Source organism: Dyella tabacisoli (assembly GCF_003350925.1).
Taxonomy (GTDB): Bacteria; Pseudomonadota; Gammaproteobacteria; order Xanthomonadales; family Rhodanobacteraceae; genus Dyella_C; species Dyella_C tabacisoli.
Genome location: NZ_KZ857174.1, coordinates 200553 through 224217 on the forward strand (window position 1 = coordinate 200553; position 23665 = coordinate 224217).

At 60.0% G+C, this 23665-nt stretch carries 11 protein-coding genes; 8 read left to right on the top strand and 3 right to left on the bottom strand.

Annotation, left to right across the window (positions count from 1 at the left end; genetic code table 11):
* Positions 1–123: 123 nt before the first annotated feature.
* Positions 124–3654 (top strand): hybrid sensor histidine kinase/response regulator, encoded by a 3531-nt coding sequence (locus DVJ77_RS05010; RefSeq protein WP_114844387.1) that lies wholly within the window; start codon positions 124–126, stop codon positions 3652–3654.
* Between the two features lie 819 nt (positions 3655–4473).
* On the opposite strand, the gene DVJ77_RS05015 is transcribed toward DVJ77_RS05010, so the two are convergent.
* On the bottom strand, positions 4474–4896 hold the full coding sequence (locus DVJ77_RS05015; RefSeq protein ID WP_114844388.1) for a DNA polymerase III subunit chi: 423 nt from the start codon (positions 4894–4896) through the stop codon (positions 4474–4476).
* A 125-nt stretch (positions 4897–5021) separates the two neighbouring features.
* Positions 5022–6506 (bottom strand): leucyl aminopeptidase, encoded by a 1485-nt coding sequence (locus DVJ77_RS05020; RefSeq protein ID WP_114844389.1) that lies wholly within the window; start codon positions 6504–6506, stop codon positions 5022–5024.
* Between the two features lie 97 nt (positions 6507–6603).
* Here DVJ77_RS05020 and lptF point away from each other — a divergent pair, with 97 nt between their 5' ends.
* The 5 genes from lptF (at position 6604) to DVJ77_RS21030 (ending at position 15783) form a co-directional block, all read left to right on the top strand.
* Positions 6604–7713 (top strand): LPS export ABC transporter permease LptF, encoded by a 1110-nt coding sequence (gene lptF / locus DVJ77_RS05025; protein WP_114844390.1) that lies wholly within the window; start codon positions 6604–6606, stop codon positions 7711–7713.
* Positions 7710–8810 carry an LPS export ABC transporter permease LptG gene (gene lptG / locus DVJ77_RS05030; protein WP_114844391.1) on the top strand — a complete coding sequence of 367 codons (1101 nt, stop codon included), beginning with the start codon at positions 7710–7712 and terminating at the stop codon, positions 8808–8810. Before lptF ends, lptG begins: the two co-directional genes overlap by 4 nt.
* 256 nt (positions 8811–9066) lie before the next feature.
* Positions 9067–14454, top strand: a complete 5388-nt coding sequence (locus tag DVJ77_RS05035) for a hypothetical protein (RefSeq protein WP_162791371.1) — start codon at positions 9067–9069, stop codon at positions 14452–14454.
* A gap of 14 nt (positions 14455–14468) precedes the next feature.
* Positions 14469–15443 (top strand): RHS repeat domain-containing protein, encoded by a 975-nt coding sequence (locus DVJ77_RS05040; protein WP_114844393.1) that lies wholly within the window; start codon positions 14469–14471, stop codon positions 15441–15443.
* Positions 15412–15783 (top strand): DUF6984 family protein, encoded by a 372-nt coding sequence (locus DVJ77_RS21030; RefSeq protein ID WP_162791372.1) that lies wholly within the window; start codon positions 15412–15414, stop codon positions 15781–15783. The genes DVJ77_RS05040 and DVJ77_RS21030 overlap by 32 nt, the downstream gene beginning before the upstream one ends.
* Before the next feature lie 264 nt (positions 15784–16047).
* On the opposite strand, the gene DVJ77_RS05050 is transcribed toward DVJ77_RS21030, so the two are convergent.
* Entirely contained in the window at positions 16048–17808 is a 1761-nt protein-coding gene (locus tag DVJ77_RS05050; protein WP_114844395.1) for a glucan ABC transporter ATP-binding protein/ permease, read from the bottom strand.
* Between the two features lie 451 nt (positions 17809–18259).
* On the opposite strand from DVJ77_RS05050, the gene DVJ77_RS05055 reads away from it, so the two are divergent.
* Positions 18260–19768, top strand: a complete 1509-nt coding sequence (locus tag DVJ77_RS05055; protein ID WP_114844396.1) for a hypothetical protein — start codon at positions 18260–18262, stop codon at positions 19766–19768.
* Between the two features lie 227 nt (positions 19769–19995).
* Positions 19996–23292, top strand: a complete 3297-nt coding sequence (locus DVJ77_RS05060; RefSeq protein ID WP_114844397.1) for a TonB-dependent receptor — start codon at positions 19996–19998, stop codon at positions 23290–23292.
* Positions 23293–23665: the final 373 nt, after the last annotated feature.

Here is a 23665-nt window from a genome sequence, read left to right on the forward strand (position 1 = left end):
GGGAGGGGGCGAACTACCCCCATCGGCTGAGATTCGACGCTAATCAGGCTCTGCGCAGGGGAGGGAGTAAATAAAGGCACGTTGCTGTTGGATTTGGCATGATTCACACGATTGGGGGTAATCATGCTGTCGTCCTTGCTGTTGAGCGTCGCCCTGCTTGGGGCGAATAAGCCGGTTGCGGCCATCACGACTGCCTCACCTGCCGCGGTGCAGATGGCGGTGTTGCCGACGCCGCAATTTCGGCGTTATGGCACCAGCAACGGCTTGCCTAGCAGCAGTGTCTACACGGTGGTGCAAGGTCACGATGGGGTGATGTGGTTCGCCACCAAGGGCGGTATCGCTCGTTACGACGGCGTGGACTTCAAGGTATTCCGCCACGTTGCGGGCGATTCGGGTTCGCTCTATGACAACGGCATCGGCTCGCTGTTGATCGATCGCGCGGGACGTTTGTGGGCTGGCGGTCTCGAAGCGGGCTTGAATCGTTATGACGCGGTTAGTGGCAAGTTCGAGCATTGGGGCCACGATGCGGCCGACCCTTCCAGCATGGCTGGCGACAAGGTCTGGTCGATAGCACAGAGCGCCGACGGCAGCTTCTGGGTTGGCCATGACAAAGGCCTCGATCGCATGCGTGCGGATGGCCACGGCTTTGAACATATCAGCGATGGCTCGCCGGCTGGTTTCGGCTCGGTGGTCGCGTTGTATGTCGATGCACAGCAGCGTTTGTGGTTCAGTTGCGATCGCGGCATCTTTCGCCGCGACCCGGATGGCCGGCTGCATCACGTCGTGCAAGAGGGAACAGATCGGCCGATCGATGCCTGGCGCATCGAGGGCGATGGCGAAGAAATTCGCATCGCTACAGGGCATGGTTTGTTGCTGGTCGGTAAGGACGATGTGGCGCGTTTGTTCGCACCGGAAAAAATCCCCGATACCAACGTCATCAGCAGTGCGCGCGATCAGGCGGGGCGTTTGTGGATAGGCACGCAGCGCGGCCTGTTTTTGCAAAATAGCCCGGCTGAACCGGTAGTGGCCGTGCTCAATCAGCCGATGCTGACCGGCAACCTTCCCGGCACCTGGGTCTGGAAGATTTTCCCTGATCGCGAGGGAGGGTTATGGATCACTTTGTTCGACGGCGGTGTGGCGTATCTCGCGCCGGGCTGGAACAAATTCAGCCGCTTTACCCATATTCCAGATGACGACACCAGCTTGCGCGACTCGATGGCTACCGCGATGGCACACGGGCGCGATGGGCGCTTGTGGGTAGGGCAGCGCTCCGGCCGCGTGGACAAGCTGGACCCGACGACCGGCATGGTCGAGCACATTCTGTCGATTCCGCGCGGCGATGTGCTTGCCATGACCGAGGATGCCGATCGCCGCCTGTGGATCATCATGCAGGGCGCGCTCTATCGCTATGCCGGCGGCAAGCTCGACATGGTCGACACCGCCGGCCGGACGATGCTGCGTCCACTAGAGGTCGAGCTTGGCCCGGACGACAAGCTGTATGCGCGCACCTTCGGCGAAGGTCTGTTTCGCGTCGATCAGGACACGCTGGCATCGACCCCGGTGCCCATTCGACCCGCCGAAGAGAAAGCGCGCTGGTGCAATCAGCTCACACTGAAGCGCGGTATTTTTTGGTACGCCAGCGATGGCGGATTGTGGCGGCTCGCTGCCGGGCTCGATCATCTGGAGCCGGTGCCGGGAGTCAGCAGGGACAGTGCGGTCAATGCTTTCGACTTCGGGCCATACGGCATGTGGCTGGCACGCCCCGATGGTTTGGAATATTACCGTTACGAAAACGATGGCCTCGCGTTCGATCACAAAATCGGGGCGGCGCAAGGCTGGCCTTCAGTCAACGTGCTCGACCTGGCCGTCGACGAGCATCAACGGTTATGGCTGTTCGGCCGCGACGGTCTATGGCGCTACGACCCGAGCAGCGGCCGCTTTCGTCAATTGGATCTGCAGGACGGCCTGAGCAATAGCGAGTTTTTTCGTGGCTTTGCCCGTTTGAGCGACAGCCATATCTATGCGCCGACACTCGGCGGCGTTATCGCGTTTGATCCCAATAGCATCGACGAATCGGCGGGCACGCCGCTGGTGGCGATTACCGGTGTCAGCGTGCGCCGCAAAGGTGTATTGGTGGCGCGGCCGCTGCGCGGCGACGCCAGCGTGTCGGTGAGCTGGCAGGACCGCGGTTTGATGATAGAGGCACGCGTTTCCTCCTATGTGAATCCTGCGGCCAACCGCTATCGCTTTCGTCTCAATGGTTTCGATGCCGATTGGGTGGATACCGGCAACCTCGGCGCACGCGAATTCGCCGGCCTGAGCGCGGGCGACTACACCCTCGACGTGATGGCCGCCGGTGCCGACGGTGCATGGGGTCAACTGAGCGCACCGCTGACGATCCATGTACAAGCCCCGCCGTGGGCGCGCTGGTGGGCGTGGTGCGCCTATGCCTTATTGGTCGCGCTGCTGACCTGGCTGGTCCTGCGCGTATGGCGTCGACGTTTGGCCCAGCGTCATCAGATGCAATTGGCCGAGCAGCGCAGCACCCTGGCCGAACAGGCAAGTGCGGCCAAGACCCGGTTTCTTGCCAACCTCAGCCACGAAATCCGTACCCCGATGACCGGTGTACTCGGCATGGCCGAGTTGCTGCTTAGCACGCAGCTCAGCCCGACCCAGCACGAGTACACCGAAACCATGCGGCGCTCTGGCGGCATGTTGTTGAAACTGCTCAACGATGCCTTGGATCTCGCCCGCATCGAAGCAGGCCGCCTGGAGTTGGAGCCAAGCGCATTCGATCCGCATGCCTTGATCTATGACGTGGCCCGATTGGAGCGTGGCCTGGCCCAAGCCAAAGGCCTGCGCTTCCATGTCGACATCAGCACGCCTTTGCCGGCGTGGCTGCTTGGCGATGCGGTGCGGATCAAACAGATTCTGCTGAACCTGGCCAACAACGCACTGAAGTTCACCGAACACGGCAGCGTGACCTTACGTGCGAAGTGGAGTGACGAAGAGCTGCATCTGAGCATCAGCGATACCGGCCCCGGCATCCCAGAAGCCAGTCAGGCGCGATTGTTTCAACGCTTTGAACAAGAAGACGGGCCGCAGCGTAATTCCGGCAGCGGTTTAGGTCTGGCGATTTGCCGCGAGCTGGTTGGGCTGATGGGCGGCAGCATCGAGCTTCAATCACGCGTGGCGCACGGCAGTACGTTCCACGTTCGACTGCCGCTGTCGATCCCAGCACATCCAGCGGTGAGCGTGGTGCGACCAGTGGATACGGCCATCTCGCAAAGCCTGCGGCTGCTGCTGGTTGAAGATGATGCGACGGTGGCGGCGGTTATCCGTGGCCTGCTTGAGCGGCAGGGTCACGTGGTGCTGCATGTCGGCAACGGCCTCAGTGCCTTGGCTGAGCTGGAGCAGACGCCTTGCGATGCTGTTTTTCTGGATCTGGATTTGCCTGGTGTGGATGGCTTCCAGATTGCGCAGCTTATTCGCCAAGGTGAGGACGGCGGTAAGCGAATGCCGATTATTGCGGTTACTGCGCGCTCGGGTGGTGACGAGGAGCCGCGTTCGCGGGAGGCGGGGATGGATGGGTTTTTGCGTAAGCCGCTGACGGGGGAGCAGTTGGTGGATGTGTTGAGTCGGGTGGCGGGGTGAGTTTTTTTGTTTGTTGAGGTTGTCGCTAGGTTGTTCGCCTGCGGCGGGCTTTCGAACCCCTGCCGGGGTCCGAGTCACTTTTCTTTGCTTGCTCAAAGAAAAGTAACCAAAAGAAAGAGCACCCCGGTGAGTCGCCCTTCGGGTGCGTGAGGGTCGGCCGGGCTTTTCGACAGTGCATCCATGCACTGGCGAAAAGGACTCGGCATCCATGCCGAGTCCCCTGCGGGCCTTGTCGTCCGACCCTCACCGACGCACAGGGGCCCCAAGGTCAAGAGCAGAAGCCAGAGCAAGATCAAAAGCAACGTCAAAAGCTGCGAGCGTTGCTTTTCCCCCTCCCCCTGCTTGCAGGGGGAGGCTGGGAGGGGGTGCAACCTTGCCGCAAGATTGAACCCCTCCCCAACCCTCCCCTACAAGCAGGGGAGGGGGCCGTGGGCGTGCGTTTCATATATCGGCGACTGCCTGCAGTCGCTCCCGAGTGCGCGCAGGACGCGCGCTGCTCTTCGGGGCCCCTTTGCAGCGGTGAGGCTTGGACGACAAGGCCCGTAGGGGCATCGACACGGATGTCGATGCCTTTTCGCCAGGGCAGGAAGCCCTGTCGAAAAGCCCGGCCAAGCCTCACGCACTCGCAGGGCAGGATGCCCGTAGAGCGCTGCATGGGGGTGGCCTTTCTTTGGGTTACTTTTCTTTGGCCACTTCAAAGAAAAGTGACTCGACCACCGGCAGGTGGCCGAAAACGCCGCAGGCGAACCGGATCGCGACAACACACCACAACCAGACGAAACCCAAAACCACAAATAAAACGCAGAGCAACGACATGCCCTACATATCGAACTTACTCACCGCAACCCCCAACCTCTGATACTCCCGCCAACGCACCCGCGAGCCATCGCGCTCCGCCGGGTCCGCCGCCACCACTTCCAGCACCCGTTCATAACGACCCGGCGGGCAGGTTTCGCGCAGGTTAATCAGCAGCGGGCGATCCGCCGTATCAATACCCGGTGGCGCAATCAACACCGCGGTATCCGCATCATCGTCATCGCCGGCGAGTTGATGCGGAATAAATGCATCTTCGTCAAACGCCCATAGCAACTCATCCAGCGCTTCGGCTTGAGCAAAGTCGCGCGTCAACACCAGCACCGGCTGCTGCGTCGCAAACGCTTTCTTCGCCAGCTCGCATACCAGCAGCAGCGGTTGCTCGCGAAAGCGCGGTTTGTCGATCAAGTAGAAGTCGGCGCGGGGCATAAGGGCTTAAGTCAAAGGCAGGGAACGGGGAACGGGGAACGGGAAATATTGAGCTTGAGGCAAGGGCGCAATTCACAGCGCCGCTTGGTGTTCCCCGTTCCCTATTCCCCGTTCCCCGCTTTCAATCAGCAGCGATCGATCAGCCACTGTGCCAGCAGCGGTACCGGGCGACCGGTTGCCAAGCCCTTACGGCCTTCGTCCCAGGCGGTACCGGCAATATCCAGATGCGCCCAGCGCTGGCCTTCGGTGAAGCGTGCGAGAAAGCAGCCTGCGGTGATGGCGCCAGCGTTCTTGCCGCCGATATTGGCGACGTCGGCAAAGCCCGACTCCAACTGCACTTGGTAGTCGTCCCACAACGGCAGGCGCCAGGCGCGGTCGAGGGTTTCTTCGCCGGCGGCCAGCAGTTCGGCGGCGAGATCGTCATGTTTACTCATCAGGCCGGTGGCGTGTTTGCCCAGTGCAATGACGCAGGCGCCAGTGAGGGTGGCGGCGTCGATCATCGCCTGCGGCTGGAAGGTCTGCGCGGTGTAGGTGAGCGCGTCGCACAGAATCAGGCGGCCTTCGGCGTCGGTATTGAGTACTTCGATGGTCAGGCCCGACAGGCTGGTCAGTACATCGCTGGGGCGATAGCTATCGCCATCGGGCATGTTTTCCACGGCCGGTACGACGCAGACCAGGTTGAGCTTGAGGCCCATTTTCACCGCGGCCACGAAGCCACCGAGCACGCCGGCAGCGCCGCCCATGTCGAACTTCATCTCTTCCATGCCTGGACCGGGCTTGAGGCTGATACCGCCGGTGTCGAAGGTAATGCCCTTGCCGACGAAGGCATAAGGTTTGTCGCCGGCGTTGCCGCCTTTGTATTCCAGCACCACCAGCTTGGGCTTGTTGACTGAGCCGCGACCCACCGCAAGCAGCGAGCCGAAGCCGAGCTTTTCCATTTCAAGGTGATCGAGCACATTGCAGTTGACGCTGTCGTGCTGGGCGGCGAATTGCTGTGCCTGTTCGGCGATGTAGGCCGGGTTGCAGATGTTCGGCGGCAGGTTGCCCAGCTCGCGCGCAAAGCGCACGCCTTCGGCGATGGCGATGGCTTGATCCAGGCCCGTCTGTGCATCGGCCGGCGCGATAAAGCTGATGGCGCTCAACTCGGGCTGGCTGGATTTCTCGCGCGGTTTGAAGGTGGCGGTGTAGCGATAAGCCGTGTGGTCGGCGGCAAGCACGGCGGTGCGCATGCGCCAGGCGGCGTCGCGGCCGGGTACGTCCACCTCGGTCAGGTACGAGGTGGCGCTATTGATCGGCAGCCGGCCGAGTGCGCGGGCCGCTTCCATATGGATTTTCTGATAGCGCGCACTGTCGAGGGTTTTCTGTGCGCCCAGGCCTACGACCAGTACGCGCTTGGCGACCACGCCGGCAGGGGCGAACAGCAAGGTGGTGGTGCCGGCCTTGCCGGTGATGTCGCCGCTTTCGGTCAGGCGCTTGATTGCGCCCTCGGCGGCGGTGTCTACCCGCGCTGCCGCGCTGGTGAGCAGGCCATTCTCATAGACGCCAACCACTACGCACGAGGTATCAACGGTTTCGGGGGGGGCGGAGCCAAGGCTGAACTGAAGCGTCATCGGTAACATCCTGCAGGGGTCCGAAGCAGGTCGGACAGGCTAGACTTGGTGTTTGCCGGCCGGCGTTGGCCAGGCACGGAGCCAAGTATCCTATCGCATGCTGAGCATTCTCGACCGCTATTTCCTGCGTGAACTGGCTCAAACCGTGGCTGCCACGGTCATTGTGTTGGTGGCTATCTCTGCCGGTACCACGTTCGCCCAGGTACTCAAACAAGTGGCCAACGGCAGCTTTCCTGCCAGTGTCATGTTCCAGGTGCTTGGCCTGAACATGCTCGACGGCCTGTCCACGGTGGTGCTGCTCGGCGGCTTTCTGGGCGTGTTGCTTTCGCTTGGACGCATGTATCGCGAGAGCGAAATGCATGTGCTGGCTTCGTCGGGCATGGGGCCGGGCGGCTTGCTGCGGCCCATGGCGATACTGGCCGCTGCGCTGGCCTTGCTGGTGGGCACGGTATCGATGTGGCTGGGCCCCTGGTCCGCACGCACCTCCGAAGCCCTGGTGGCAACGGCGAACCGCTCAGTGATCGCCGCCGGCCTGGATGCCGGGCGCTTTACCGAGCTGCCGGGCAAGGGCGGCATCATCTTCGTCAACAGCCTGAGCCGCGACGGCACCGTGCTGGGCAATACCTTTATCGCCACCGATCGAGCCGGCAAGGATGGCGTGCACCATCTCAAGCTGATTACCGGCAAAAACGGGCAGTTGTATCAGGAGAGCGACGGCAATGGCCGCTTCCTTTCCTTGAACGACGGTTGGCAGTACGAGATACCGCTAGGCGCCGACAATTGGCGCAAGATGCAGTACGAGCGTAACGACACCTCGTTGTCCAACGTGCAATCGGACAACAGCGAGGATGATCCGGCGCATATCCTGGACACCATTGCGCTGGCACAGGTGGATTCGCCCGAGGCGCGCGCTGAATTCGCCTGGCGCACCATTGCCCCGGCGATGATGGTGGTGTTGCTGATGCTGGCCTTGCCGCTATCCAAGCAGACCCCGCGCGAACCGCGCTTTGGCCGCCTGTTGCTGGCCGTGCTCGCTTTCTATCTTTACTACTTGCTGCTGGCGCTATGCCGTAGTCGGCTTATCAAGGGACAGTGGCATCATGCGACGCCGATGTGGGTCATCAGCTTGTTGGTACTCGCTATTGCCGGCTGGATGTTCCGCGCCCAATACCAGTCGCGCAAATCGCGCAAAGCGGTGACCGCATGAGGGCTTTGCGCGTCAAGCGGGTCGATTGGCTGATCGGCATCACGGTGCTGAGTTCGCTGCTGATGGTGTGGCTGGTGATTACCGGCCTCAACGTGGTCTGGCAGTTGATGGCGCAGATCGGACACATCGGCAGAAACGGCTACACCCTCACCAATGCCATCGTCTATGTGCTGGTAACCACGCCGCGCCGCATGTACGAGATGTTCGGCAATGCGGCCTTGATCGGTGGGTTGCTCGGCCTTGGCGGCTTGGCCGGCAGCGGCGAGCTGACCGCTCTGCGCGCGGCGGGCATGTCCAAGCTGCGCATCGCAGCCTCTGCCGTGGGCGTGGTCGGGGTATTGATCGTCGGCGTAGTGATTCTCGGCGAAACCGCCGCACCCTGGGGCGACCAGCAAGCGCAGGCCATGCAACTGCGCATGAAGACCAACACCATCGGCATGACCACCAGCAGCGGTCTATGGGCACGCGATGGCGACCACATCATCAACGCGAAAACCGCGCTGGCCAAAACCGATAGCACGCACAGCAGCGTGCAATTGGTGGATGTGCGCGTATTCACGATGACTGCCGACGGTCAGTTGACTCGCTTCGATTGGGCCAAGACCGCCGAGCACGACGGCAAGCAGTGGGTGATGGACGGTGTGCGCACGACCACTCTCGACGAGCAGGGCACGCATACTAAAGAGGCGGCCAGCATGCACTGGGATTCGCGCCTCAATCCGCAGGTGCTGGAGCAATCGCTGATCCAGCCGCAATACCTGTCCATGCGCGACCTCTACCGCAACATCCACTACAAGCAAAGCCTCGGCGAAGCCCCCGGCGAATACGCCGTGGCCTTCTGGACCCGCGCACTTTACCCCTTGAACGTATTGGTACTGGTGCTGTGCGCGATGCCCTTCGCCTTCGGCGCACTGCGCTCCGGTGGCCTCGGCAAGCGCATGTTCATCGGCATGCTGCTCGCCATCGGCTGGTACTTTTTGCAAAAGGCCATGGTCAATTTCGGCACCGTCTATGGCGTGCCGCCTGCGCTGGCCAATTTGTTGCCGGCGACGATTCTGGCGGTTGTCGCGTGGCTGTATTTCCGCAAATACGGCTGAATTTGCTCTCGTAAATTCTTTCGCAATGGGCGCCCGTCTTGGGCGCCAAGCTTTGTAAGAAATCCCCTACACAAATGATCGGCATTGTGTCGCTAGACGAAATCTTGCGAATGCCGTAAATCGTCGAGCACGATTACACGATCATGCTGATGGCGCCGAGGGAGTGCCATCAGCATCAAATGGGGAAAACCGGATGACTAGGTGTCGGCGCGAATTGCGTTGGGCGTTAGGTGCGGCTGTCTTTTTTTCATGGGCCATGGTTTCTTTAGTCGTCTCATCGCCAGCGTGGTCGCAGTCGGCGCCGGTCTCTCCAGAAAGCGAATTCCAAAAACGCATCAAGGTCAGCGAAGACATCCAGCCGCTGGGCGAAAACCCTTTCGGCGAGAACATCAGTCTTTACAACGGTGCGTTGTCCTTCGAGCAAACCGACGTGAGTGCAACGGGTATTGGACCGTTGTTGCAGATCAGTCGTGAGTTTCATTTGCCGGATGTACTGCCGACCACGGTTTATCACACCTTTCTCAACAACGGCTTCGTTGATTGGTCGCTGGAAGTGCCGCGCTTGGAGACCATGTCTGCGGCAAACGGCACCGCCAATCTTGAGCCAGCCGACACCGCGCCGTGGTTCTTCACTAGCAATGCGCAACGCTGCAGTTCGTTTGCCAGCGGCCCTGACATGTATGTCACCTTCAAGAGCACGGTGATCGACTACATGCCGCAGCAGTGGTGGCATGGCTATCAGCTAATTATCCCAGGGGCAGGCAGCCAGGAAGTATTGCTGCGCGATGCGTCCAATACGCAGTCGCCGCAAATGACCGTCAATGGGGCGACCGAATCGTTCCCCTTGGTCACTAAACAGCATTGGTCGATCGGCTGCTTGTCGCAGACCTCCAATGGCAAGCCGGGCGAAGGCTTCCTTGCGGTATCTCCCGATGGCACCAGTTACTGGCTCGACGCGCTGATCTATAAAAAAGCAGATCCGGTGATCTTTGGCGGTGGCGGCGCGCTGTATCGCCGTGTCGCCATGATGCTGGTCTCGAAGGTGGTTGACCGGTTCGGTAATACGCTGACTTTCTCTTATGACGGCAACGGCAACCTCACCGGTATCCAGTCCAGCGATGGCCGCCAGGTGTCGCTGACCTGGGAGAGCTGGCAGAACCAGTCCAAGGACACCTTCGGCAGTTACATCAACCCCGTCGCCTATCGCGTGCACTCGATCACGTTACAGCCGGGTAGCAGCGCGCCGAGAACGTGGACTTACAGCTATAGCAGTGATCCCTACTTGCCCCGCTTGAGCAGTGTGCAGCAACCCGACGGTAGCGCCTGGTCGTTCAATCTGGGCGGTTTTGCGCCACCGCCGAGCGACGGCTACCTGATCGACGACAGCAATGTATGCGCGATGGTGCCGAAGCTTCAGGATGCCGTCACATCCTCGGGAAGCATGACCCATCCTTCCGGGTTGATCGGTACGTTCACGGTGCAAAGCACCGTGCGCGGGCGCTCTTATGTGCCGTATTACTGCCCTACGGCGGGTAACGGTAACGACCTGCGCTTTCCCAATATCTACAAACAGAATTCCATTACCCAAAAGCAGTTCTCCGGTGCAGGGTTACCCACCTACACCTGGGCTTACAACTACTCAGGCTTCAACTACAGTTGGACGACCGATTGTTCTTCAGGGTGCGCATCCACGGTGGCAACAGATGTCGTGGACCCATCGGGCCATGACGTCAAATACACCTTCAGCAACAAGTTCGATGCCAGCGAAAGCATGCTGCTGGAAACGGACTATTACGCCGGTGGTGCCGGCACTGCGACGATGCGGTCCGAGGTCAACAGTTACGCCAATCCCACAGGCGGTCCATGGCCGACGACTCAGGGCAATTCTCCGCAGATCGCGGTGAATCAGGCGCAGGCCGGTCAGTTGATTCCCGTCAGCCAGCGCACGCTGCAGCAAGACGGTGATACCTATACCTGGCTCGTCGAAGCATTCGATGCCTATGCTCATCCCACCAAGTTGAAACGCTACAACAGCATTGCCGGCCAAAGCGCGATCGAGGAACAGACCAGCTATCTCAACGATCTGCCGCACTGGGTGCTGGGCTTGCCGCAGGAAACCGACAACCTCAGTACCGGCGAAGTCGAAAGCCTCAACACCTACAACCTCAGCAACGTCACGCTGCAATCGCGCGCCCGCTTTGGCCAGACGTTGATGAGCTACACCTTCGATGGGCAAGGCCAGTTGGCCAGCTTCACCGATGGCAAGAGCCACACCACCACGCTGAGCAACTACAAACGCGGCATCCCGCAGTCGATCGCTTACCCCGACACGTATACGCAAAGCCTGGTCGTGGATGACTTCGGTCAGATCAGCAGCCTCACCGATCAGGCCGGTAACACCACCAGCTACAACTACGATGCCATTGGTCGTATTGCCGGTATCACCTACCCTGCCGGCGATGAGGTGGCGTGGTCTCCCAAAAACTTCAGTTATGCCTATATAACCGGCGCCGAGCGCGGTGTGGCCGCTAATCATTGGCGTCGCACGACCACCAAGGGCAATGCGGTCACCACCACTTATTTCGACGCCATGCTGCGTCCCGTGCTGAGTGATACCGCTATCGCTGGTACGTCAGGGTCAGACATCAGTACACGCACCGACTACGACTGGAAAGGCCAAAAGATCTTCGTGACCTATCCAGTCAGCGGCGCACCAGACCTAGGCTCGATTACCAGCGGCAGCACCAGCGTTTACGATGCCTTGGGTCGGCTCACCCAAACCCAACAGGCGTCCGAGCTGGGCACGCTAACCGCGATCACCGCCTACCTCTCCGGTGCGCGCCAACAGGTGACCGACCCCAAGGGCAACGTCACCACTACCAGCTACCAGGTGTTCGATCAGCCGTCCTATAACGCGGTGATCCAGGTGCAGGCACCCGAGGGCATCACCCAGAGTATCGCCCGCGATCTCTACGGCAATCCGCTGACCATCACCCAATCGGGCCTCTACGGCGCCGAGAGCGATAACGTCACCAAGTCGCTGACCTACGACAGCTACCACCGCCTGTGCCGCACCACCGAGCCGGAGAGCGGCAGCGAAGTCACCGCTTACGACGCCGCCAACAACGTGGCCTGGACCGCCGCGGGCCTGGCCATCACCGGCACCGGTTGCGGCCAGGAGCAAGTCGTCGTCGCCGCGCAGACCACCCGTACCTACGACACGATGAACCGCGTGCTGACACTGCTGCCACCGGCCGGCACCCAGAGCACGACCTACACCTACGATGCGTTGGGCAACCTCGCCACTAGCAACTCCGGTATCAGTGCCTCGACCGTCATACGTAACAAGCTCGGCCAGCTCACATCGGAAACCCTAAGCGTCAACGGCAACGGCGCCAACGTGCTGCGCTATGCCCACGACAGCAACGGCAACCTCGCTACGCTGAGCTACCCCGACGGTACGGTCATCAACTACGCCCCCGATGCGCTGGGCCGGCCGACCCAGGTCGGCAGCTACGCCAGCGGTATCAGCTACTTCCCCGATGGCGACGTGCAGCACTTCAGTTATGGCAACGGCGCGGACTACCTGGTGCAGAAGAATGCCCGTCAGTTGCTAAGCAACTTCACCTATGCCAAAGGCAGCACGCTCAATCTCAGCGAAGATTTTGCCTACGACCCCAACGGCAATATCACCACCATCAACGATCTGGCCGGTGGTCCGCGCAGCAAGGTGCTGAGCTACGACACCCTCAATCGCCTGACCCAGGCGCAAGCCAATGGTATGTGGGGGGTGGAGACCTATAGCTACGACCCACTCAATAACTTGCGCAGCCGCGTCAGTGGCGGGCAAACCTACGCCTACAACTACGACGCCACCAACCGATTGGCCTCGATCACCAACGGTGCCAGCACGACCAGCAGCTTCGCTTACGACAATCGCGGCAATGTCATTACACGGAACGGCAATACGCTGGTCTTCGATGCGAAAAACCAGCTCACCCAGATGCTGGGGTTTGACAACTACGCCTATGACGCCGCGGGACGGCGCGTGCTCAAGACGCCTGCGAGCGGTAGCAGCCCGACGTATTACTTCTATACCCAGGCTGGGCAGTTGCTGTATCAGGTGGACGGCGCCACTACCAAGACGACCGACTACATCTACCTCGGTAAGAAGATGATTGCGCGCAGCGAGGGGTATGCGACAAGCATTCGAGGTGGCATCGACAGTGTCAACATCGATGCTTCCGGCAATGCTGTCCTGTCGGGCTGGGCCTGCTCCACGGGTATCGCACAATCGATCAATGTCGACCTGTACGTAGGCGGTCCTTACGGGACGGGGACAATGATTGGGCGCTATAGCGCCAATCAAAGCAGCGAACCTGCCGTGGCGACTGCTTGCAGTGTGACGACAGGCAGCTATCGCTATGCCATTCCGCTCGCTACGACGACGCGGAGTCAGTACGCAGGCAAGGGCATTTATATCTACGGCGTCTCCCCCGTAGGCAATGACAACCTGTTGGTTAGCAATTCCGGCAACCTCGTTGTTCCTGCAGTACCTGCTGCACCCGCTGCGCCCGCTTCGGCTAGCGCCAGCGTGGCGAATGATCTTTCCAGTATCAGCGTGAGTTGGCCGGCTTCGACCGGAGCCACCAGCTATGTGCTGCAGCAGAAGGTCAGTGGCGGAGTATGGACACAGGTGGCCAATGGCTCAGGCACCAGCTACTCGCTGAGCAACCCGGCCGATGGCAGCTACAGCTATCAGGCCCAGGCCTGCAACGCCAATGGCTGCAGCGTGTGGACAGCCAGTAATACGGTCAGCGTGGCGCATATTCCACCGACGCCAGCGAGTATCACCGTGCCGGCGACGAGTAATGGGCCGATGGCCGTCAGTTGGGCGGCCAGCAACACAGCGACTTACTACAACCTCTATCAAAGCATCAACGGCGGTGGTTGGACTAATGTTTATAGCGGTCCTGCCACCAGCGCAGCGCTAACGGTCACCGTCTCGGGTAACTACATCTACTATGTGTCGGCAGGTAACGCGAATGGCTGGAGTGGGCAGCTTGCGTCCAGTAGTACCGTAGTGGTCACGATCCCACCGGCCAGTGCGCCGAGCCTGACTGTGCCGAGTAGCAGTAGCACTGGCAGCTATACCGTAAGTTGGACGACCGTGCCCGGTGCAACCTCCTACGGACTGGCTGAACAAGCCAACGGCGGAACCTGGACAAGCATACAAAGCAGTAACGCGACGAGTTGGAGTACCAGTGGCCGTGGTAATGGCACCTATTCGTATGGGGTGGTGGCGTGTAACGCCGGCGGTTGCGGGCCGTGGAGCCCCGCAGCCAGCATTTCCGTCGCGCTTATTCCCACGACGCCGACAGGAATGACGCTGACAACCAGCGGACCATACGACAAGCCCATCGTCCATTTGAGCTGGAGCGCATCGGCCACCGCCACGACTTACACGGTGCAATACAAGGATCCGCAAAACACCTTATCGACCTTCTATAGCGGACCGAATACTTCCTATCAGTTGCTCATGTTGGTCAACGGTATGGTCAGCTTCCGCGTCCAAGCGTGCAACGCAAGCGGCTGTTCCGACTTCGGCCCCTGGGTCGGCACCTCGCTGGCATCCGGCGGTTAACCAGGGAGATGACGATGAAGATTTTGAAGAATCTACTGGTGCTGACGGTGTTGTGGCTCGCGGCGAATGTGGCGGCGTATGCCGGGACGACAGTGACCTATATCTATACCGATCCGCAGGGGACGCCGCTGGCGGAAGCAGATGCCAGTGGCAATATCACGGCGACGTTTGACTACCGGCCGTATGGTACGCAGGCGCTGGGGAATGCGCCGAATGGGCCGGGGTATACGAGTCATGTGAATGATCCGGATACCGGGCTCGTGTATATGCAGGCGCGGTATTACGACCCGATGGTGGGACGATTTGTGAGTCTCGATCCAGTGGGATTCGGCTCCGGAGACGTATTTGGATTCAGCCGTTTCGCATATGCAGAGAATAATCCTGTAATGCGTATCGATCCTGATGGCAGGAAGTCAGAGGATTGCAGTTTTGCCTGTAGGTGGATGCGCAAAGTATCGGACAGTTTTTCCGGTATTGGTCGTGAAATAATGCAGAAGATAGGAGGGGGCGGGCCTAGGGGGCAGCTTAAGGCGGCTAATGCCATAGCCAATTTTGCTGCTGCCGACGGAATGCAAGAAGTCTCGGAGGCAACTGATCCTGCTATCAAAGCCATTCCGGGTGGAGCCGTAGCTATATGTGCTACGGATGGGTGTAGTAACTTCGAATGGTCGATGGCTGTTGTGGCGGGAATTCCTGGCGAAGGACTTGGCGAGAATATAGCTATAAAGGGGGTGGAGGAGGGCGGGGTTCAGTTTGGCAAGGTGGCGAATCAAATTGCCCATACCTTCCGGCATGTTGGAAAAATAGGGCTTGATAGTCAACTTGTTCAAAATGCGATTAAGGAGGATCTGTCAAAAGTAGCTAGCTCCTTGTCAGCGGGGCAACATAACGGCAGCGTCATTGTGAATGGCGTAAAGCTAGATTACAGTGCCTTTAAACTACCGGATGGAACAATCAATGTCGGTCGAATCACTCCACCAAGACCTTGAGAAGTCGCGCCCTTTACGGGATGACGAGAAATTTCTATTGACGGCATTGTTAGCCTCAAGAGCGGATTTCACTGTACTCAGTCGGCAAATTTCTACTTGCTCTGTTTATGATATGTCCGACGGTGGTATGGGCAGTGTGAAATTCTTGACCGTCGATGAAAGATTACTTGGGGACACCTTGGTCGAAGCTGAATGTGAAGATGCAGATGGTGTGCCAGTTTTCATTGCAATCAACGCTGATACTCGTGGTGAGCTTTATGAAATTGATCTCTGGAAAGCTGATTTCTCACCATTAAAGCAATATCCAAAGCCAGAGCTTGTTAGGATCAGGAACGATTAAGTAGAAATATAAGAGAAATAAAGAGCCGGGCTCATTATCCTAACGCTCCTTTGCACGCCCGCCAGAAATGCGGGGATGCTAGCGCAAAGAAAAAGCGCCGATCGGCGCCTTGCGCCTTAGAACTCGGGATCTCACACCCGGTCGCTGATTTGGCAGCGACGTGGTCAAACTAAAACTCACACTGCTCAACGTCAAGCAATGGTGGAGTGGTGCCCCCAAAAAGTTGGAATAGGTGAGGTAGCCCGGTTTTTTCCAACACGTTAATTAAGCACTTATGGCCTCATCATCTTCCTGCGCATCCGGTGCAAACTTTCCGTCCTGCGCCAGTCGTGCAAATAAGCCGCCAAGCTGTATCAATTCATCAAAGCGCCCTTGTTCAACCAAGCGTCCCTGATCCAGCACGAGGATCAAATCTGCATTGCGCACGGTGGAAAGACGATGGGCGATCACAAAGGTGGTACGCCCTTTGGTGAGTGCGACCAACGCGCGTTGAATACGTGCTTCGGTGGCGTTGTCGAGGGCGCTGGTGGCTTCGTCGAGCACCAGGATCGGGGCATCTTTGAGCATGGCGCGGGCGATGGCCAGGCGTTGGCGTTCGCCGCCGGAGAGTGAGCGGCCGCGTTCGGCGACCAGGGTTTCGAAGCCTTCGGGTTTGCGTGCGATAAAGCTGGCCGCTTCGGCGGCGGCGACGGCGGTTTCGATTTCGGCGAGATCGGCGTCGGGCTTGCCGACACGAAGGTTGTCGAGGATGGAGCGGTAGAACATGCCTGGGTCTTGAAATACCACGCCGATGTTTTGCCGTAGCGATTCAAGGCTGACGGTGCGGATGTCGTGGCCGTCGATGGTGACTTGCCCGGCGGAGGGGTCGTAGGCGCGATACAGCAGGCTTAGTGCGGTGGTTTTACCGGCGCCGGTGGGGCCGACCAGGGCGATGGTGCTGCCGGGTGCGGCGCGGAAGCTCAGATCGTGCAGGGCCGGTTGCACGTTGTCGTAGCCGAAGCTGATGTGATCGAACACGACTTCGCCGCGTACGCGGGGCAGTACGGTGGCGCCGGCTTGCTCGGTGATGCTGGGGTGGTGATCGAGTACAGCGAAATAATCGCGTAGCGATTGGGTCTGGAAAAACAGGCTGGAAATGAAACTGGCAAATTGTTCGAGACGGCCGATCAGCATCATCGAGAAGCCGACGAAACTGACAATGCCGCCCACGGTCACCTCGCCGCGCCCATGCAGCGAGGTACCCAGCGCGAAGATTGCCACGATGGTCAATGTGCTGGATGCGCGATTGAGTACGGACAATATCGCCCAGCCCTTCAGCACAGGATATTGGGCGTCGAGTACGCGCTTCATCATGTTCTTCAGCGCGATGGATTCGGCGGCAAGGCGAGTAAAGCTTTGCACGACGGTGACATTGCCGAACACGTCACCGGCACGGGTGGCGATCTCGTGATGCAGCTCTTCTACTTCGCCTTGTGCTTGTTGGGTGCGGTGTATGGCGATGGCATTGAATATCGCAAAGCTGGCCATCAGCGCGATCATCAGCAGGGCCAGTTTCCAGTTGATCCATAAAGCGATCGGCACCATCACCAAAATCGAAAGCAAGGTGGCCAGGTGTTCGCGGAAGAAGCTGAGCCAGAGCCCGAACAGATTGGACACGCCGTTATTCATGATGCGGGCGAGGCGGCCGGTATGGTGCTCGCCGTGAAACGCCAAGGGCAGTGCAGCGGCATGCTCGAAGAACGCGCTGATCGCGGCCAACCGCCGCCGATGGGCCAGGCGGTCGGCATGCAGCGACACCCACACACTAGCGAGTACGCCGGCGAAACCCACCAGTGCCCATAGGCCGATCAGGCTGGGTGCGTGGCCGGGTTGCGAGGTCAGCGCATCGACGACCTTGCCGAATAGCAGCGGTTCGAGAAAGAACACGCCGGCCAACGCCAGATTCGCCACGGCCAGGGTCATCGCCAGTTTACGCTCCGGGCCCAGCAGGCCTAGAACGCGTAGATAGAGACGTAGGATCGACACAGCGAAAGCCCTCTTGGGGTGTGTGATGGCGTGCCACGAATGCCTTGGTTGGCAAGATACCTGCTCTGGATGCACAGCCGGGACCGCGCGGCTACGGTCGATGGAATGGCGATTAAGCGTGTGCGCTTGCGCGGAACGTACCTGTCTTAAACCGTCGCCGTCATCTTTATGTAGCAATAGTTAGAACACAGACGTCATCGCCGCGTAGCAGGGCCATGAGATGTTTTGCGGCGACTTAAGGGTGTGTCGAAACCACCGCAGAGTTCGCTTATTGCCGCGTTGCCGACGCGAAGGGGTTTTCGTTTTTAAGGGTGAATCAACTTGGCGCTGCCGTTTCGGCAGTGTGCCGTTTAGTCGTGCGTGTTTTTTGAATGCCAGATCACATCGTGCAGCAGCGGAGGAGGGCGCTGCTGCCGGATATCCCTTTCCCCTCCCCAGTGAGGATCGTGTTATGCAAATGCTGTTGCGAACGAGCTTGACGACGCTTGCCCTGATCGGCGGCGTGTGGGTAGCCGGCCCCGTGCAGGCTGCGGCGATAGATATCGGTACCTTGCCGGGTGGTGCGACCTGTGAGACCACCGGCATCAATAGCGCGCACACGGTAATTGGCCAGTGCATCAGCAGTCATCTGAGCCAGGGCCGCACCGTGGCGGTGTTTCAGAAATCGGGTGATGCCATTCCGAGCCGCTTGCCGGCGCTGGTGGCGGGCAAGCCGTGCAATGTCGCCGCGATCGGTGACGATGGCACGGTGAGCGGGCAATGCGAGGATGCCGCCGGTACGCGTCAGCCGGTGCGTTGGACGGTGGACGGCAGCGGTAGCTACACGGCTTTGCCGACCGCATTGTTGCCCTATCAGCGCCCGAACTACGACGTTATCGTTGCTGAAGGTGGCTGGGGCGCCGATGTGAATGCGCTGGCCGGCCCGGTGAACAGCGCCGGTGTCATCGTGGGTATCAGTGAGAGCCACAACGGTACGCGTCATGCCGTACTTTGGAATCCGGGCGCCACGGCGCCGGTGCGTTTGCGCAAGCCGCAGCTCGCGGCCGGCCAGGGCGCGGTGCAGAGCTGCGAGCCGTTGGCGATCAACGACGCGGTTTCGCTCACCGTGGTAGGTCACTGCAAGGTCACCACGGCGGGTGCTACAACCGACATCGCCGTGAGCTGGACCGCGCAGGATGGCAAGTACTTCGCAACGGTTTTGGACGATCTTCGTGCCGGGCATTGCATCGCGCGTGATGTCAATATCGTTGGCGATGTCGTCGGCGCTTGCGAGACCATCTCCGGCAACAGCAATGCCGTGTTGTGGGCGGCCAACGGTGTTTTGCCGACGGTGGTCCTGCGCGCCACGCAGAGCGTGGCCGTGAAGATCAATAACGCCGGTGTCATCACCGGAAGCTATTTGACCGCGGACAGCTATGCGCATGCGTTTGTCGGCAACCCGCGCGTGGCGCCGGTAACGGATATCGGTACGCTGGCTGGTGGGCACAACTGCGTCGCGCAGGGCCTAGATGACAATGGCGATGTCGCTGCCGATTGCGATACCGCAACCAGCCCGCGCATCGCCAGTTTCCGTGCGGCGTCGGGTGCCGGCGTGGTTGCGAGCCCGGTGTCGGCGGTAGCCAGTGCCGTGCGCGGGATGAGCCATAACGGTGCGATTGCAGGTGTATTTACCGCCGCCGATGGGCATGCCCGTGGTTTTCGCGATGAGAGCCCGAGTGCCACCGCAACAGCACAGGCAGTGACGACGAACTCGGCTTCGGTGGCGCAGGTATCCCTGGCCAGCATGGCCGCTACCGGTTTTGCAGCAGGGGTGGTTGAGGGTGCGGGCCTGCTGTATGCCGACCCCTATGCCAGCATCTCCCAGAGCTACAAGCAGAATCCGAGCGGGCTGGCGTTCTTCGGCAGTGCTTATGCCGCTGGCAATCCGTCGCCGGTGTCGAGTGAGGTTTACACGTTCTGAGAAGCTTTGGATGCGCGATGATTCTGTGACGCTGATCGCGTGACCGAGCAAAAGTGAGGTCGCGCCAGTTTCACGCAAGCTTGCTTCACTGCTACGCAACAAAAATGCTCTAAAGTCCGCTGTGCCGTCCGTGCGACTCGCGCAGCGGCAAGGGGTAAGTCTTTGGTCAATATGACTGCATACGAGGCGCGCAAGCGCCTCGTTTTTTGATTGCGGAGCATCAACTCATGAATCGGAATCTGCGGGAACGGATTCTGCCGTTCGCCATCGCATCGTTGCTGATGGCTGGTACGGCGCTGGCACAAAATACTTCTTCGTCATTGAGCGGGCGCGTGCTCGACGCTGGCGGCAAACCGGTGGCAGGTGCCGCGGTGCAGATTGTGCACGTGCCCTCGGGCACCACCCAGGTGGTGACTACCGACGCGGATGGGCGCTACAAGTCGCAAGGCTTGCGTGTGGGCGGCCCGTTCAACCTCACGGTGAACAAGGACGGCCAGGCAGCGGCCGAAAAGGATGGCGTTTACCTGCAACTGGCGCAGGAGAGCAGCATTGATCTCAACCTGGGGGCGGGCGCGGCGAACGCGACCAATCTGCAGGGCGTGCAGGTGAGTGCGGATAGCTCCAGCGTGGCGATGGCGCAGATCTTTCAGCCGGATGCAAAAGGCATCAGCACCAACGTGTCGCAGCGTGAGTTGAAGGTGTTGCCCAATCCGAATCGTTCGATTCAGGACATCGCGCGCCTGGACCCGATGATTACGGTGACCAATAAGAGCAAGGGCGAGATTTCGGCACTTGGCCAGAACAGCCGCTACAACAACATCACTATCGACGCGGTACCGACCAACGATGCGTTCGGCCTGGAGGACAACGGTCTGCCGGCGTTGAACCAGCCGGTCGCGCTGGATGCCATCGAGGAATACAACATCTCGACGGCGAATTACGACGTCAGCAATAAGCGCGCGGTCGGCGCCAATATCAATATCGTCACCAAGAGCGGCACCAACGATTTTCATGGTTCGGCGTACTACGTTTATCGCAATGCCAACAACATGGTGGGCGAAGATCGCGCCGGCACTACCTTTGCCGGCTTCAAGCGGCAGTGGACCGGCGGCGCCACTTTTGGCGGGCCGATCATCAAGGACAAATTGTTCTTTTTCGCCAGCGTGGAGCAGTCGAAGACGATCGCCGCGGCGCCGAACTTTGGTCCGCTGGGTTCCGGCAAGGGCAATATCGTGCCGATCGCGCAGAGCGATATCGATCGCATCGTGCAGATCGCCAATGGTCTGGGCATGAAGCCGGGCGTGGTGAATGCCGCCGGTGCCAATCAGGACGAAAAGCGCGGCTTGTTCAAACTGGACTGGAACATTGCCGATGGCCATCGCGTCAGCCTGCGCTACGACCGGGTAAAGAGCACGCAGCCCAATCTCAATGGCTATAGCATCTCGTCCACGGCGCCAAGCCTGAGCCTGTCCAGCTATTGGTTCACCAAGCATCGCGAAAGCACGCAGTACGCGCTGAATGCATACGACGCCTGGACTGACGATTTCTCCACCGAGGCGGCGGTGTCGTATGCCAAGTACGACGCTACGCCGGTGCCGTTCGCACAGCAGCCGCAGGTGCGTGTGTACACCAATGGCAATATCAGCGGCAGCACCATCACCGGGCCCAGCGTGAACCTGGGCGAGGAAGAGTTTCGCCATTACAACGTGCTTGGGGTCAAAAGCCTCAATACGTTCTTTGCCGGCACCTGGCGTATGGGCGATCACAGCATCAAGGCGGGTTTCGATTTCCAGCGCGACAAGTTCTACAACCTGTTCGGTCGCACCGAATTCGGTTCGTATGTATTCCCGAGCATCGATGCGTTCGCCAACAGCCGCTGGTTTCAGTACAGCGTGTTCCGCCCGACCGACGGCAATCTGCAAAGCATTGCGGCGCGCTGGACGCTGAACCAGTGGGGCGCGTTTGTGCAGGACACCTGGCAGATCGGCAACCTGTCGCTGCAATACGGCTTCCGCTACGACTTGCCCAAGGTCGGCAGCGCGCCGTTGGCGAACCCCGCCTTCAATCACGCATTCCCCGGCGTGCCGAACAACGCCACGATCGACGGCAACGGCTTGTTCGAGCCGCGCGTGTCGTTCAATTACAGCTTCGACGGCGAGCGGGCCATGCAATTGCGTGGCGGCATTGGCCTGTCCGAAGGTGCACCGCCAGGTGTCTGGCTATCCAATCCGTACACCAATAACGGCATGTCGCTGACCAGTTACTCCGCGGCCAATGGCAGCGGTTTCTCGGCCGATCCGAACAACCCGTTGATTCCGGCGAATGTGCGCAAGGGCGGCTCGCCTGAAGTGGATGTCACCGACGGCCGTTTCCGCATGCCGTCGGTATGGAAGATGAGCCTTGGTTTCGATCGCCAGCTACCGTGGTGGAACACGGTATTCACCGCTGAGGTGGAGCATCTGTCCACCCGCGACGGCATCTATTTTCAAGACCTCAACCTCGGCGCTGCGACGGGCGCGCTGCCGGATGGGCGGTCCAGCTACTGGACTACGCTCGACCCCAATGCCTACCTGGCCACCGGCAAGGACCCGACCGGCAAAACCCTGTGCGCCACCGCTGACCGTAGCTGTGCCGCGGCCCGCGCCAACCGCAATCCGCAGTTCGGCAATGTGATCTATCTGAGCAACACCAAGCAGGGACAGGCTACGTATCTGACGCTGAAACTCAGCCGTCCGTTTACGCCTGACTCCGATTGGTCCGGGTCGCTCGGTATAGTTTTCGGCCGCTCCACCGATGTCAGCTCCGGCAATGAGAAAGTGGCCGCCAGCACCTGGGCCAACGATGCGGTGTACAACCCGAATGCCGATACGGCCGGGCACAGCAATTTTGAAATCGCTCGCCGCGTGGTCGCTTCGCTGACCTGGCAGCATCGTTTCTTTGGCGACTATGCCACCAGCGTGAGCGCGTTCTACGACGGCCACACCGGCCAGCCGTATAGCTGGGTATTCGGCAACGACGTCGACGGCATCCGTTCGGCAGGTTTGTCGGCGCCGCCTGGGCTTATGTATATCCCGCGCCCCGGCGAGGTGCAGTTCCAGAAAGGCACGCCGCAGCAAGCCATCGATCAGTTCTACGCCTTTATCCAGCGCGAAAATTACTTGAAGGATCACCAAGGCGCGGTAGCTCAGCGCAACGGTGCGCGCTCACCGTGGGTCAACGAAGTCGATCTGGCCTTCCGCCAGGAAATCCCCGGCTTGTTCAAAGGCAACAAGGGTGAGTTGCGGCTGGACCTGTTCAATGTCATGAACCTGCTCAACAAGCGTTGGGGTCAAGTGCGTGACGTGGGTTATCCCTATATGCGTACCCTCGCCAATTTTGCCGGCGTCGATCCCGCCACCGGCAAATACGTCTACGCGCTGCCCACCGACAAGGCCGGTAACTTCAATGGCGGCGGCTATACGCTGGAAGACGACCGCGCGCAGTCGCGTTGGTCAGTGCAGGCGACGTTGCGTTATAGCTTCTAAGTGCGCGACTTCTTGGTTTGAATGCTTGGGAGATGGGGTGAGTTGGTCGCAAGGCTGCACCCCCTCCCAGCCTCCCCCTGCAAGTCCCGAAAAGGGGACTCCCTTCGGTCGCAGGGGAGGGGCAAAAGCAGCGCTCGCAGCTTTTGACGTTGCTCTTGATCTTGCTCTTGACCTTGGGGCCCCTGTGCGTCGGTGAGGGTCGGACGACAAGGCCCGTAGGGGACTCGGCATGGATGCCGAGTCCTTTTCGCCAGTGCATGGATGCACTGTCGAAAAGCCCGGCCGGCCCTCACAAGCCCGAAGGGCGACGCGCGGGGTGGCCTTCTCTTTGGTTACTTTCTCTTGGCCACTCAAGAGAAAGTGACTCGGCCTC

What these genes read in the sequence shown, in the direction of transcription:
- DVJ77_RS05015 (WP_114844388.1), bottom strand. Translation starts at nt 4,896, where the DNA reads ATGCCCCGCGCCGACTTCTACTTGATCGACAAACCGCGCTTTCGCGAG.
- lptG (WP_114844391.1), top strand. Translation starts at nt 7,710, where the DNA reads ATGAGGGCTTTGCGCGTCAAGCGGGTCGATTGGCTGATCGGCATCACG.
- DVJ77_RS05040 (WP_114844393.1), top strand. Translation starts at nt 14,469, where the DNA reads ATGAAGATTTTGAAGAATCTACTGGTGCTGACGGTGTTGTGGCTCGCG.
- DVJ77_RS05035 (WP_162791371.1), top strand. Translation starts at nt 9,067, where the DNA reads ATGGTTTCTTTAGTCGTCTCATCGCCAGCGTGGTCGCAGTCGGCGCCG.
- DVJ77_RS05020 (WP_114844389.1), bottom strand. Translation starts at nt 6,506, where the DNA reads ATGACGCTTCAGTTCAGCCTTGGCTCCGCCCCCCCCGAAACCGTTGAT.
- DVJ77_RS05010 (WP_114844387.1), top strand. Translation starts at nt 124, where the DNA reads ATGCTGTCGTCCTTGCTGTTGAGCGTCGCCCTGCTTGGGGCGAATAAG.
- lptF (WP_114844390.1), top strand. Translation starts at nt 6,604, where the DNA reads ATGCTGAGCATTCTCGACCGCTATTTCCTGCGTGAACTGGCTCAAACC.
- DVJ77_RS21030 (WP_162791372.1), top strand. Translation starts at nt 15,412, where the DNA reads ATGTCGGTCGAATCACTCCACCAAGACCTTGAGAAGTCGCGCCCTTTA.
- DVJ77_RS05060 (WP_114844397.1), top strand. Translation starts at nt 19,996, where the DNA reads ATGAATCGGAATCTGCGGGAACGGATTCTGCCGTTCGCCATCGCATCG.
- DVJ77_RS05055 (WP_114844396.1), top strand. Translation starts at nt 18,260, where the DNA reads ATGCAAATGCTGTTGCGAACGAGCTTGACGACGCTTGCCCTGATCGGC.